This window comes from Massilia sp. 05N420 (assembly GCF_056397205.1).
In genome coordinates this window covers 120931-135427 of sequence record NZ_JBFTMX010000016.1, presented here as the reverse complement: position 1 = coordinate 135427, position 14497 = coordinate 120931, and the positions used below count along the sequence as shown (strand labels likewise).

Genomic DNA, 14497 nt, shown 5'->3' with positions numbered 1-14497 from the left:
ACGGCGCCCATGTGCGCGTGGTGCGTGCGGTAACGATTATTGATAGATGGCTTGCAACACCTGCGCCAGGTGATAACCACCCTTGATCAGCTGGGTCTTGGCAATCGCGGAGCTCGGCACCGGATAGTTCTGCGGTACTTCCAGGCTCCAGGTGTAGTAGGTCTCGCCCTTCTTGCCGGTCTGCGGGGTGATCTTGCCGACGGTGACGCCGTCGAACACCTGCTTCGACACCGCCAGCGCATCGTCCGCCCATTGATAGGGCCAGGTGGCCAGGTCGCCGGTGGAGCGGGCGACGTCCGGCTTGCTGTCGATCGCGGCCTGGGCGAATTTTTCCGGCGTCTTCGTCTGGATGCGACGGAAGGCGTAGTTGACGGTGGTGCTGTCCCAGTAGGAGTGGAAGGGCTTGGTCAGCGCCTTGGGCACGCCTTCCTTGACCGGCTTGGCTTCTTCCGGCGGGATCACGCTGGACAGCTTGGCGACCAGGCCGGCGAGCTTGGCGTCGTCCATCAGCAGGTTGTTGCCGCCGCGCGAATCGAAGATCGCGGTTTCGTCGATCTCGGCCTTGGTCTTCGGCACCACGAACTTGCCGTCCTTGTCGACGAAGGCGGCGCCCACGTGCAGCGGCTGGTGGATGTCGCCCGTCATGTGGGTCAGCAGGATCAGGGCCTGGCGCGGGGTGAACTTGTGCGGGTTGGTGGCCGGGGTGTCCTTGCCCTGCAGGACGGCGATTGCCTGCTTCAGGGTCTGCACGATGTCGTCGTCGGCGGTGCCGGCGGCGCCGTCATGATAATGATCCAGCTGGAACGGCACGTCGGTGTAGTGGTACTCGCTGTGCTTCGGGTTGGCGTTCACGTACTCGACCATGTCCGGGGTCTGCGGGCCGCACCAGTTGCCCTTCACGCAGTCGGGCCAGGTGGCGATCGATTCCAGGGTCTCACCCGGCAGCAGGATGGCTTTCACCTGCTGCTCGGCCCTGGTGCCCTTGATCAGCTTGTCGGCGATGGCGCCGACCGCGCGGTGGCCGTCGTTGCCCCAGGCGAGGGCATCGGTCGAGGCGAAGGCGCCGGCCAGCGCGAGTACACAAACGAGTTTTTTCATGACGGTTCCTTGTCTGGACGTTTCATCGAACGGTGCTCAGCGCACCTTGTTGATTCGGGGCTGGGGCGCGGCCATGCCGGTCGCACCGATGCCCGGGTTCTGTTTCAGCCAGGCGATCAGCGCGTCGAGGTCGCGCATCCCGGTGTCATGGCGGTTGACGCCCTGGGCCAGCGCCGGGAAGTTGTCGCCGCCTTCGGCCAGGAAGTTGTTCGCCACGATGCGGTAGGTCTTGCCCTCCTCGACCGGCTTGCCGTCCACCTTCAGGCTGCCCGGCACCAGGCGCTGGCCGACCGGACGGGTGCTGTCCCACGAATAGGACAGGCCGCGCGAAACCTGCAGCATGTACTGGCTGTTGTCCGGACGGTCCCACTGCTGCTCCAGCATGGCGCGCAGCTGGGCGCCGGTGATGTCCAGCACCACCAGGGTATTCCCGAACGGGAGCACGGCCTGGGCCTGGCCGAAGCTGACCACGCCGCCCTCGCCCGCTTCCAGGTCCTTGCGGATGCCGCCCGGGTTCATGAAGCCGAGCAGCACGCCCTGGTCGCGGGTCGCCGCCACCGCGGCGTCGGCGATCACGTCGCCCAGCGGCGATTCGCCGGCGTCGCTGTCCTTGCGCGACAGGCCGGACGCGGAGATGCGCGCGATCGGCCTGGCCAGTTCGGCGGCGCTGCGGGCGCGCACGTCCTGCAGGTAGGCCGTCATCTGCGCATCCGGGGTAAAGGCCGGATTGCCAGGCAGGTCGGGCGCCATGACAACGTTGCGGACCTGGATGTCGTCGACCTTGCCGCTGCCCGGCTCGACCGTCATCTTGATGCGCGACAGCACGTGGCCGGCATAGTCGGCCTGCGTCACCACGCGGCCGTCGACCTTGCACAGGTAACCCTTGTGCGAGTGGCCGGTGATGACCAGGCGGATCGCCGGATCGAGCTTCTTGACGATACCGACGATCGGGCCTTCGAGGCCGTCGCAATACGTCTTGTCGAAGGGCTCGCCGGTGTGGCCGCCCTCGTGGATCAGGACCACGAATACCTGCGCACCCTGGGCGCGCATGGCGGGAATCACCTTGTTGATCGACTCGGCCTCGTCGAGGAAGGACAGGCCCTTGATCGAGGAAGACACCGTCACCGACGGCGTGTCCTTCAGCACCGCGCCGATCAGGCCGACCTTGACGCCCTTGACGTCGACGACGCGCCAGGCCGGCACCAGGTTCTTGCCGGTCGCGGCATCGACGACGTTGGCGGCCAGGTAAGTAAAACCGGCACCGCGGAAGTCCTTCGACAGCCGGCAAGCCTTGTCCGGGCGCGGCGAATCGCAGCCGCCGTGCTGCTGGCGCAGCAGTTCCTTGCTGCCGGGGTCGAACTCGTGATTGCCGAGCGAGCTGGCGACCAGGCCCATCCGGTTCATCGCCTCGATGGTCGGCTCGTCCGCGAACATCGAGGACACCGCCGGGCTCGCGCCCACCAGGTCGCCGGCGGCGACGAACAGCAGGTCCTTGTCTTCCTTGCGGAAGGCGTCCAGCGCGCCCTTCAGCACGTCGATGCCGCCGGCGCGGATGTTTTCCTTCTTCTCGCTGCCCATCGGCGCATAGCTGTACCTGCTGGGTTCCAGGTTGCCGTGGAAATCGTTGATGGCGACGATATTGAGTTCGATCGGGCCGCGCGGCGCCGTTGCGGGAGCGCTCGCGCAACCCGCCAGCACCAGGCCGGCTGCCAGCACGGTGAGGCCGGTGCGGAGGGGACGGGAAACGGTCATGAAGTGGTACACCTTATCTTGTTGCGATGGATTGCAAGCCGAAGATTATTGCATGTAATCCAGTCACTGCGGGAAAGAAAAACGGCCGGTGTCGCCACCGGCCRTCTCGATCATCCTGCTACGAAATCAACAGATCAGAAGTCGTAGTGCAGGGTGATTTGTGCTGCCCACTGCGATTCGCCCTTGTTCTGGCGGATGCTGTAGTCGTCGTTCTGGGTGCGCACTGCGTAGACGTAACGGCCCTGTGCATCCAGGCCGGCGTAGTCGACGAAGCCGCGGGTCTGGCCGCCCGAGGACGAGAACGGCATCTCGTTGATGTGGCCCCACTTCTTGTTCAGCAGGTTGCCGACGTTGAAGATGTCGAACGAGACACGGCCCTTGTTACGTGCGAACAGGCCCGGGATCTCCTGGCTGATACGCAGGTCGAAGCTGTTGGTCCACGGTGCGAAGTCGCTGTAACGGTTCACGACGCCGCCGGCCGAGTTCTTCAGCGCCTTGTTGGCGTTGACGATGTCCCAGAAACGCTGCTCGTTGGCGTGGCTGCTTGCGGTATCGCCGTAGAACACGACTTCACCCGAACCGAAGGCCTTCGGGATGTACATCAGGTCGTTGGTCGCGATGCCGTCGCCGTTCATGTCGTTCTTGAAGGTCCAGCTGTACGGCTTGCCGGTACGGCCTTCGTAGAACAGGCCGAAGCGGGTCTTCAGGCCCGAGAAGAATGCCTTCTCGAAGTTGACCGTCGCGTTGACGCGGTTCTTCACCAGGTAGGCCGAGTTCGCTGCCACGTCTTCGTTCGGGTTGAACACCGAGCGTGCACCGAAGTTCGAGCTCGAGGTCGACGAAGTCAGGTTCGACGCTTCGGTCGCATAGGTGTGGGTCGCGGCGATCGACCAGCCCAGGCCACGGGTCATCGGATAGGTCAGCGACAGGGTTTCCAGACGGCTTTCGCCCTTGTCGGTACCGGTTGCCATCAGCACGTTGCCGTAGCCCGCGTTGCTCAGCGCCTTGGTGGTGTTGGTGCAGCCGCTTGCGGTGCTGACCGAGTTGTTACCCACGTTCCAGCACTTGGCCAGCAGGCCGCCGGTGGCGCCGTAGTACAGCTCGCGGCCATCGGTGCCGATTGCGCTCGGCTTGCCCAGGTTCAGGTTCTGGTAGGTGATGCCATCCTTGGTCTTGATGTACAGCGCTTCGGCGCCGGCCACCAGGCCGTACCAAGGCAGTTCCATCTCGAAGGCCAGGTTCGACTTCCAGTTCGACGGCTGGCGCAGGCTCGGGTTCAGCAGGTCGACCGAAGCGGTGGACGGCGCGCCGGTCACGACCTTCTGGGTGTCCGGATTCGGGCTGAAGGTGCCGTCGGTAGCCGGGCAGCGGGTGTTGCCGGTGCCCGAGCAGGTGCTCGAACGGGTGGCGATACCGGCGTTCTGGTACGGGTTGGCGATCCACACGCTGGCCGACGCGCCCTGGAACAGGCCGGCGCCGCCGCGCAGTTGCATCATGCGCGGAGTGTTGAAGCGGTAGTTGAAGCCGAAGCGCGGCTGGAACAGCTTGCTGTTGTCCGGCGTGTAGGTGTTGGCGATGCCGAAGCCGCCGGTCTGGCGGGCGCCGGCTGCACCGGCGACGACCGGCGCGGCGAAGGCGGCGTTGGCCGGCGGTGCGTGGTCGAAGCCGAGCTGGTCGACGCGGAAGCCGTAGTTCACGGTCAGCTGGCGGTTGACCGACCAGGTGTCCTGCAGGAACAGGCCGACGTTCGACATTTCGAACTGGGCGATTGCGTCGTTCAGGGTGTAACCAGCGGCGGCGGTCTGCAGGCTGTACGACGACGGACGGCCACGCTGGAAGTTCTCCAGGACGGCTTTCTCGATCTGGGCCAGCGATGCCGTGCCGCAGTTGATCGTGCTCGAGCCGATCGTGTTGTAGGTGAAGTTGTTGTCGCAGGCGAAGGTGTAGTTACCGTACACGTTCTGCAGGAAGGCGTTGTAGATCTTGTTCTTCTGGTAGTCGCCACCGAACTTGATCTCGTGGTCGCCCAGCGTCCAGTTGGCGCCGCCGTAGTAGTCCTGGGTACGGGTACCCAGCACGTTCTGCTGGCGCGACATCTCGGTACCGGCGTTGATGAAGCGGTTACCGGTGCGGGTGCCGGCCGGCGCATCCGACGGCAGCGGGCCGCTGAACTGGAAGCCGAGGGTCGGCAGGCGCGCATTGTTCTTCGGCACCGAATCGTAGTCACGCTTCGAAGCCTTGAACTCGGTCGAGAAGGTCGGGGTCCAGTCCGAGAAGACCTGGGCGACGACGGTTTGCAGCTGCTTCTGCTGGGTGTACAGGTAGGAGCTCAGCGCGATGCCGGTAGCCGAGTAGCCCGGATAGATCGGCTCGGACTGCGAGGTACGCTGGATGCGCAGGTTGGCGCGGTGATTTTCGTTGATATTCCAGTCGAGTTTCAGCATCTGCTCGCGCGAGCTCAGCTCGCTGCCGCCGGCAACCGGATTGCCGAGGTCGATACCGTAGGTGTTCTTGGCAACGTCACGGACGCGGTTGATTTCGTCCAGGGTGATGCCGGCGGTGGTGCCCTGGCCCTGGCCGACGTAGCCGAAGTCCGGAGCGGCGCGGCTCGAGCTGGTCTCTTCGCTCAGGGCGTAGAAGAACAGCTTGTCCTGCACCAGCGCGCCGGAGGTCCAGACGCCCTTGGTGGTTTCGGTGAACTTCGGCGGGTCGCTGTATTCGCCGCTGGCAGTGTTGAAGCGCTTGCCCGACAGCTGATCGTCACGGTAGACGTAGTAGATGCCGCCCTTCCAGTTGTTGGTACCGGACTTGGTGACAGCGTTGATGTTACCGCCGGTGTAACCCTTCTGGGTCACGTCGTAGTTGGCGATGTTCACCTGCACCGACTGGATCGCTTCGATCGAGATCGGCTGGCGTGCGGTCGGGCTGCCGTTGGCTTCCAGGCCGAACATGTCGTTGATGGCGACGCCGTCGACGGTCATCGAGTTGAAGCGCGAGTTCTGGCCCGCGACGGACATCTCGCCGCGTTMCTTGTCGGTCTGCGACACGCGGGGGTCGGCACGTGCGTAGTCCTGCAGGTTGCGGTTGATCGATGCCTGGGTCTGCAGCACGGCGTTGCTGATCGAGGTGCCGGCGCCCATGTTGTTGCGGTTGAAGATGTCGGCACGTGCGCGGTTGCCGGCAACGGTCACGGTCTGCATCGGTGCGCCGATGGTGGCGTCCACGGCAGCGACTTCGGCCAGCTCCAGGTAGATGCCTTCACGTTTCTCGGTCACGCCGTTCTTCGTGATAATGATCGTGTACGGACCGCCGGTACGCAGGCCGCGCGCGAGGTAGCGGCCTTCGGCGTCGGTGGTGACGTTGCTGACCGAACCCGATTCGGTGTGGATGATTTGCACCGAGGCGCCGGCGGCAGGCTTGCCGTCCGGGCCGGAGATGCGACCGCCAACTGCCGAAGTCGTGTTCTGGGCAAGAGCCGGTGCTCCTGCCAGTGCAATCGACAAAGCCAGCGCCAGCTTGGTCAGCTGGATCCGTTTTTGATAGATCATTGGATTAACCCCAAAAAGACTTAATAATTATTAAGGGACACGTCGTTCCCTCTCTCACAGTACTGCAACCCTTAGGACCGACCGCTTAGCGCCGTCGCCTATACATTCGGTACATCCCTTTACCGCCCTTGCCAAAGCTTCAAGAACAAAAGCGGCGCACGCGATTCTAGCGGCCAAATATTTCCCGGCTGTTACAGCCATTGGTTGCCAGCTTCGTCTTTGCTACTGGTTAATAAAAGACCAATATGCATGAAGGCAAAACTGATAGCAAATACGTTTTCTCTTGGGAATTTATAGCTTGCGCGTATAAGTACCGACGGCTTTACTGCTAACTACATAAAAATCAGCGCTTCGCCGCAGCCTTATCCAACCCGGCAATCTCCGCCTCGAACTTCGCAAAGCGCTGGTCCAGCTGTTTCGTCAGCCGCGCCTTGTCGGCGGCATCCAGGAAGGAATAGCGGATGCTGTTGTAGGACGCCTTCTTGAGCTCGGCGTAGCCCGGCTTGTAGCGGCTGGCGAACAGCACGTATTCGTTGGCCAGGTTGTGGCGGGTCACGCCGGCGTCGTCGGTGGAGATGACGTAGGGAACGCCGTACTTGCGGTACAGGGTGACCGGGTGGTTCTCGCCTTGCACGCCGTTGATGAAGGCGTTCGAGGTCAGGTTGATCTCGACCGGGATGTCCTTCTCGCGCATGCGCTGCATGATGGCGACCGCATTGCTCTCGTGGGCCAGGTCGATGCCGTGGCCGATGCGGTCGGCGCCGGCCAGGTTGACGGCCTGGTCGATGTGGAACTGCAGGTCTTCCGGCGGGACGTCGCCCAGGGCCAGCTCGCCGGCGTGCATCGCCACCTTGACCTTCGGGTAGACCGACTTCAGGAAGCGGAACATCTGCATGTGCAGGGTGTAGTCGCGCATCGACACCATCTGGCTCTCCTGCCCGACGATGTTGACGCCGACGATCTTGCTGTCCTTGCTCGCGGCCTTGAAGCCGGCCAGCATCGAGGAGAATACCTGCGACGGGTTCAGCAGGCGCAGCACATAGGTCTGGTAGCGCATGGTGAAGCGCTCGTCGTCGATACCGGCGGCGGCTTCGTCGATTTTGGCCGTGAAGTCGGCGATCGCCTGGTCGAACTTCTGGTCCGCGTCGAGCTGGGTCATCCAGGCGCGCATCTGGGCTTGGAAAGCCTTGTCGTCGTGGGCGTTCTGCCAGGCCTGGGCGTCGAAGTCCTTGTTGGCGACGAAGGGCGACATCTTGAACATGGTCTCGATGTAGCCGACGTTCTCGCGGATCGCGCGCTCCTTGATCTCGACCAGGCCTTCGTGGAAGTTGGCGTTGGAGACCGGGCCGAAGTAGCCGAAGGTCTGGAAGAACTGGCGGTCCGGCGGCGCCTGCAGGGCGCCGTGGTTATGGAAATCCTTGCTCGACCAGCGCTGCAGCAGCTCGCGGTAAGTGAAATCGTCGGCGTAGACGTCGGCGGTGCCCAGGCAGTTGCGCTCTTTCGCCGGCTTGGCGCGCTCGGCCTCGACCAGCGCCTTGTCGGTCTCGATCCTGTAGGTCTGCTTGTTGACGCAATAGCCCTGCTTGTCGAGGAAGTCGACATAGGTCTCGGCGTAGACGGCGCCGGAATAATGGTGGTGCAGGTCGCCGCCCTTGGGCATCTGGGTGAAGAACATGGTCAGCTCGGCCGTCTTCGGCTCGGCGCCCGCGATCAGGGCCGCGTAATGGCGGGCGGTGGCGGCCTCGTTGGCGTTGGCGGCGGTCGGGCGCGCGCCGGCGTTGGCGGCCAGGGCCAGGCCCAGTGCGACGGCGAGCGGGAGGCGGCGGCTGAATGTGTTCTGCATAAAGTTCTCGTGGCTGATCCAGGGGCGAAACGTCAAGGGTAAACCTCAGGGCAGCGTCCGCTCGTGGACCAAACGGCCGGCCGCGTAGGTGGCGCGGATGGCACGGTCGTCGCCCAGCAGGGCCAGCGCAAACAGGGTTTCCTCGAGCGTATTGCTGTGCGCGGTGCGGCGCTCCAGCAGCGGCGTGGCCTTGGGGTCGAGCACGATGAAATCGGCTTCAAGCCCCGGAACGAAATTCCCGATCGTGCCCTCGAGCTGCATGCTGCGCGCGGCGCCCAGCGTGGCGAGGTAGAACATGCGCAGGGCCGGGAGGTAGCTGCCTTTCAGTCGCGCAACTTTATACGCTTCATTCATGGTTTGCAACATCGAGAAGGAAGTGCCCGCCCCCACGTCGGTGCCCAGCGAGACCAGCGCGCCGGCCTTGTCGGCGCGCGCCATGTCGAACAGGCCGCTGCCCAGGAACAGGTTCGAGGTCGGGCAGTGGGCGATCGCCGAGCCGCTTTCCGCCATGCGGGCGACGTCGGCATCGTCCAGCCAGATGCAGTGTCCATACATGGCGCGCTCACGCATCAGGCCATAGTGGTCGTACACGTCCAGGTAGCTGCGGCGCTGCGGGAACAGCTCGCCCACCCATTTGCACTCGTCCTTGTTTTCCGATACGTGGGTCTGGATGAAGGTGTCCGGATAGGCGCGCGCCAGTTCGCCGGTGGCGGCCAGCTGGGCCTCGGTCGAGGTCGGGGCGAAGCGCGGCGTGATCGCGTACATGCTTCTCCCCCGCCCGTGCCAGCGCTTGATCAGTTCCTCGCTCTCGCGCAGGTCGGCGGTGTCCTGCAGGAAGTCCGGACAGTGGCGGTCCATCAGCACCTTGCCGGCGCCCATGCGCAGGTCGCGCGCCGCGCTTGCTTCGAAGAAGGCGTCGACCGATTCCCGGTGCACGCTGCAGTAGACCAGGGCCGTGGTGGTGCCGTTCCTCAGCAGCTCGTCCAGGAAGAACTCGGCGGTGGCGCGCGCGTGCACGGGGTCGCCGAACCGGCGCTCGGTCGGGAAGGTATAGGTCTCCAGCCAGGGCAGCAGGCCCGGCGCCGGCGAGGCGATCATGTCGGTCTGCGGGAAATGCAGGTGGGTGTCGATGAAACCGGGCGTGATGATCTTGCCGCGGTAGTCGACCGCCTCGGCACCTGCCGGCAGGGTCGGTGCCAGCTTCGCGTAGTCGCCGGCCGCCTTGACGCGGCCGTTCTCGACGATCAGCAGGCCGTCCTCGTGCCAGGCATGGGCGGACTCCAGAAAGGCCGGATCCGCGTGAAAGTGCAGCAGGCTCGCTCGGTAGGCCTGCAGGTTCTGGGTGTCGATCGACATTAGATTCTTCCTGTTGAAGCGATTGTGGCGGCGTGGGCTTCCCACACCATCAGCAGTTGGGCGGCGACGGCGACCGCGATCACGGCGGGCTGCTTGCCTTCGATGCCGGGCACGCCGATCGGGCAGACCATGGCATCCAGGCGGGTGGCGTCCACGCCGCGCTCGCGCAGGCGGTGCTCGAACTGCTTGCGTTTGGTATTCGATCCGATCAGCCCGAACCAGTCTTCATCGAAGGACGGGCGTTTCAGGATCGTTTCGGCCAGGCGCTGGTCGAGCGCATGGCTGTGGGTCATGACGAGGAAGCTGGTGCCCGGCGCAGCGCTTTCCGCCAGCGCCTCCGGGGTGTCGGTGGCTTCGGCGGCGACGTTGGACGGCAGGTTCGCGGGGAACAGGTCCTCGCGCTCGTCGACCCAGGTCACGCGGCAGGGCAGCCCGGCCAGGGCGCGCACGATGGCCGCACCCACATGGCCGGCGCCGAACAGCACCAGGCGCGCGCGCGGGGCTTCGACGGCATCCACCAGCCAGCGGCGGCCGTCCGGCTCGCGCATTATATGAGTAGCGGCGGGGATGCGTGCAAATTCCGGCGCCGCGCCGCCGTGGACCGTTTGCCCGTGCGCGTCGAACAGCGCCACGTCGGGCGCGCCGTCCAGCGCCACCAGGCGCCAGCTGTCCTGATTGACGCGCGCCGCCAGGGCCGCCAGGTGGCCGGCATCCGCCAGCTCGAAGGCGAGGTGCACCACGCCGCCGCAGCACTGGCCGAGGCTGGGGCCGAGCGGGAAGCGTTCCAGGCGCCGGGTCTCGCCCGTCGCCAGCATGGCGCGTGCGGTCTCGACGCCGCGCAGCTCCAGGTGGCCGCCGCCGACCGTGCCCCACTGGCGCACGGCATCGACCAGCATCTTCGCGCCGGGTTCGCGCGGCACCGAGCCTTCGACCGCGGCCACGGTCACCAGGACCCTGGGCGCGGCCTCGGGCCCGGCATCACGTGCCGCCACGAACAGCCAGTCTTCCATCTCAGCCTGCCCGGGTGGCCGCTTCGACGGCGGCGACGGCGTTGAGGATGGCTTCGCAGGTCGCCGGCGCGTTCAAGGGCGGATTGACCTTGTGGCCGCCGACGCTGGAAATCGCATCGCGGATCGCGAAGAACACCGAGAACGGCAGCAGCAGCGGCGGCTCGCCCACCGCCTTCGAGCGGTGGATCGAGTCTTCGACGTTGCGGTTCTCGAACAGGCGCACGCGGAAGTCCTCCGGGCAGTCCGACACCGCCGGGATCTTGTAGGTCGACGGTGCATGGGTCTTCAAGGTGCCGCGCTGGTCCCACCACAGTTCTTCGGTAGTCAGCCAGCCCATGCCCTGGATGAAGGCACCCTCGACCTGGCCGATGTCGATGGCCGGATTCAGGGACTTGCCCGCATCGTAGAGCGCGTCGGCGCGCAGCAGCTTCCATTCGCCGGTAAGGGTGTCGACGATCACCTCGGACACCGCGGCGCCGTAGGCGAAATAGGAGAAGGGACGGCCGGTCATGGTCTTCGGATCCCAGGACAGGCCGGGGGTCGCGTAGTAGCCGTCCGACCACAGCTGGGTGCGCGCCAGGTAGGCTTTCGCCACCAGCTCGTCAAAGGGGATCTCGGCGCCGTTCGCGAATACCGTGTCGGCCGCGAAGCGCACGTCTTCCGCTGCGCCGCCGTGCTGCCTGGCCGCGAATGCCGCCAGCCGCTCGCGGATTCTCCGCGCCGCGTCCTGGGCCGCCTTGCCGTTCAGGTCCGCGCCGGTGGAGGCCGCGGTGGCCGAGGTATTCGCGACCTTGCTGGTATTGGTGGCGGTGATGCGCACGCGGGACAGGTCCACGCCCAGCTCGTGCGCCACCACCTGCATGACCTTGGTGTTGACGCCCTGCCCCATCTCGGTGCCGCCGTGGTTGACGAGGATGGAGCCGTCCACGTACACGTGCACCAGGGCGCCGGCCTGGTTCAGGTGGGTGACGTTGAAGGCGATGCCGAACTTGACCGGGGTGAGCGCCAAGCCCTTCTTCAGCACCGGGCTGGACTCGTTGAAGGCGTCGACGGCGGCGCGGCGCGCACGGTATTCGCTGCTGGCTTCCAGCTCGTCGACCAGTTCGTGGATCACGTTGTCGACGATGACCTGGCCGTAGGGCGTGACGTTGCGCTCCATACCGTCACCACTGCGGCCGTAGAAATTCAGCTTGCGGACGTCGAGGGCGTCGCGGCCGAGGTTCCTCGCGATCTCGTCGAGCACGTACTCGATCGCGATCGCGCCCTGCGGACCGCCGAAGCCGCGGAAGGCGGTATTCGATTGCGTATTCGTCTTGCCGCAGGCGGCGCGGATGTCGACGTCGGCCAGGTAGTAGCTGTTGTCGAAGTGGCAGACGGCGCGCGTGGCCACCGGGCCGGACAAGTCGGCCGAGAAGCCGGCGCGCGAGACCATGTCGACTTTCGCGCCGACGATGCGGCCTTCGCCGTCGTAGCCGACTTCGTATTCATAGTGGAAGCAGTGGCGCTTGCCGGTGACGAGCATGTCGTCGTCGCGGTCGGCGCGCAACTTGACCGGACGGCCGCACAGCCTGGCCGACACGGCCGCCGCCGCCGCCCACAGCGCCGACTGCGATTCCTTGCCGCCGAAGCCGCCGCCCATGCGCCGGCATTCGACCACCACGTGATGCGAGTGCAGGCCCAGCGCATGCGCGACCACGTGCTGCATCTCGCTCGGGTGCTGGGTCGAGCACAGCACCAGCATGCCATCGTTTTCCTGCGGGATGGCGTAGGCGATCTGGCCTTCGAGATAGAACTGCTCCTGGCCGCCGACGTGCAGCTCGCCCTTCACCCGGTGCGGCGCGCGCTCGAAAGCCGCCTGCGCATCGCCGCGCGCCAGCCGCATCGGCGGCAGCACATAGCTTTGTGCGGCGCGCGCGGCCTGCGGCGTCAGGATGGCCGGCAGCTCGTCGTAGGCGACCACGCCTTTCTTCGCGGCACGGCGCGCGTTGTCATGGCTGTCCGCCACCACCACGAACAGCGGCTGGCCCACGTACTGGACCAGGCCGTCGGCCAGGATGGGATCGTCGTGGATGATGGGGCCGCAATCGTTGGTGCCGGGGATGTCCTGCGCGGTATAGACCGCGACCACGCCGCGGCTGGCACGGACTGGCGCCAAATCCATCGAGACGATCTTCGCATGCGGCCTGGCGGAGAGACCCAGGGCCGCGTGCAGGGTGCCGCGCACCTCGTCGATGTCGTCGGTGTAGTCGGCCTGGCCGAGCACGTGCAGGCGGGCCGATTCGTGGGCCCGCGAAACGCCGACCGCGCTCCACGCCGCCGTGTTCAGATCCGGTGCGCTCATGTCGTTCATGGTCAGTGTCTCCTTACGCGAATACGTTCACTGCTTCGGCCGGCAGCGGGTTCTCGGTCCGCGTTTCGAGCCAGAAGCGGCGCAGCAGGTTCTGCGCGCCCTGCATGCGGTAGGTGTTCGAGGCGCGCATGTCGGTCAGCGGTGCATAGTCCTTGGCCAGCGCCGCCATCGCATCGGCCAGCGCGGCCTCGTCCCAGGCGCGGCCCAGCAGCAGGGCTTCGGCTGTCGCCGCGCGCTTCGGCGTCGCGGCCATGCCGCCGAAGGCGATGCGCGCCTGCTTGATGACGCCATCATCGAGTTCGAGGGCAAACGCGGCGCACACGGCCGAGATGTCCTGGTCGAAGCGCTTGGCCAGCTTATAAGTGCGGAAGGCGACGCCCGCGCGCGGCAGCGGAATCCGCAGCGCCTGCACGAACTCGCCCGGCTGCAGGTCCTTCTGCTGGTAGCCGAGATAGAAGTCTTCCAGCGCCAGCTCGCGTTCGCCGTCCGGGCCGCGCAGCACCAGGCGGCTGCCGAGGGCGATCAGCCAGGGCATCGAGTCGCCGATCGGCGAACCGTTGGCGACGTTGCCGCCCAGGGTGCCGGCATTGCGGATCGGCAGGGAAGCGAAGCGTTGCCACAGCTCGGCAAGCGCGGGATAGCGCGCGCAGATCGCCGCATAGGCATCGTTGAGGGACACGCCGGCACCGATCTCGAGCAGGCCGTCGTGCTCGCGCACGGATTTCAGTTCCTCGACGTGGCCGAGATAGACGATGTCGGTGAGCTCGCGCATCTGCTTGGTGACCCAGAGGCCGACGTCGGTCGATCCGGCCAGCAGCACGGCTTGCGGATGGGCGGCGCGCGCGGCCACCAGTTCGTCGACGCTGCGCGGGGCGTGGAAGGTCTGGCCCTGTGCGCTGTAGACGGCGCCGGCTTCGCGTTGCAGGCCGCGCAGGGTGGCGGCCAGCGCCTCGCGGTCGAAGTCCACGCGCGGCAGTTCCGTCATGCGGCGGGCGGCGTCGATGATGGGACGGTAGCCGGTGCAGCGGCACAGGTTGCCGGACAGGGTGTCGTCGATCTCGCGGCGCGAGGGGCAGCCCTGCCCTTCGCACTTCAGATACATCCCCCACAGCGACATCGCGAAGCCAGGCGTGCAGAAGCCGCACTGCGAGCCGTGACACTCGACCAGGGCCTGCTGCACCGGGTGCAGGTCGCCGCCGGCCTGTTGCAGGTCTTCGACGGTGAACAGGGCCTTGCCGTCCAGGGTCGGCGTGAACTGGATGCAGGAATTCACGGCCTTCATCTCGAGCCGGCCGTTTTCCAGCGAACCGATCACCACGGTGCAGGCACCGCAATCGCCCTCCGCGCAGCCTTCCTTGGTGCCGGTGCAATGCAGGTCTTCCCGCAGGTGCTGGAGGACGGTCTGCGTGGGGGCGGCGCCGCTCACTTCGTGGACGGCCCCGCGGTAGAAGAATCGGATCGGTGTGGACATTGTTGCCTCGGATTTAACCCAGCGTGCGAGATTAACATCGGCGGGGGCGCATGATATATCCGGCGGATG

The 14497-nt window shown here is 65.8% G+C and carries 8 protein-coding genes; all 8 read right to left on the bottom strand.

Annotated features, from left to right (window positions below):
* Positions 1-36: 36 nt before the first annotated feature.
* Positions 37-1098: a S1/P1 nuclease gene (locus AC1DIX_RS13085; protein ID WP_477324789.1), complete on the bottom strand. Its 1062-nt coding sequence runs from the start codon at positions 1096-1098 to the stop codon at positions 37-39.
* 36 nt (positions 1099-1134) lie between these two features.
* A complete protein-coding gene (locus AC1DIX_RS13080) occupies positions 1135-2850 on the bottom strand; it encodes a bifunctional metallophosphatase/5'-nucleotidase (protein ID WP_477324787.1) in 1716 nt (571 codons plus the stop codon).
* 134 nt (positions 2851-2984) lie between these two features.
* On the bottom strand, positions 2985-6398 hold the full coding sequence (locus AC1DIX_RS13075) for a TonB-dependent receptor (protein ID WP_477324785.1): 3414 nt from the start codon (positions 6396-6398) through the stop codon (positions 2985-2987).
* A gap of 343 nt (positions 6399-6741) precedes the next feature.
* Positions 6742-8241 carry an adenosine deaminase family protein gene (locus tag AC1DIX_RS13070; RefSeq protein WP_477324783.1) on the bottom strand — a complete coding sequence of 500 codons (1500 nt, stop codon included), beginning with the start codon at positions 8239-8241 and terminating at the stop codon, positions 6742-6744.
* A gap of 45 nt (positions 8242-8286) precedes the next feature.
* A complete protein-coding gene (gene guaD / locus AC1DIX_RS13065) occupies positions 8287-9597 on the bottom strand; it encodes a guanine deaminase (protein WP_477324781.1) in 1311 nt (436 codons plus the stop codon).
* Positions 9597-10607 carry a xanthine dehydrogenase accessory protein XdhC gene (gene xdhC / locus AC1DIX_RS13060; protein ID WP_477324779.1) on the bottom strand — a complete coding sequence of 337 codons (1011 nt, stop codon included), beginning with the start codon at positions 10605-10607 and terminating at the stop codon, positions 9597-9599. Before xdhC ends, guaD begins: the two co-directional genes overlap by 1 nt.
* 1 nt (position 10608) lies before the next feature.
* Positions 10609-12957 carry a xanthine dehydrogenase molybdopterin binding subunit gene (gene xdhB, locus AC1DIX_RS13055; protein WP_477324777.1) on the bottom strand — a complete coding sequence of 783 codons (2349 nt, stop codon included), beginning with the start codon at positions 12955-12957 and terminating at the stop codon, positions 10609-10611.
* 13 nt (positions 12958-12970) lie between these two features.
* Positions 12971-14428, bottom strand: a complete 1458-nt coding sequence (gene xdhA, locus AC1DIX_RS13050) for a xanthine dehydrogenase small subunit (RefSeq protein ID WP_477324775.1) — start codon at positions 14426-14428, stop codon at positions 12971-12973.
* Positions 14429-14497: the final 69 nt, after the last annotated feature.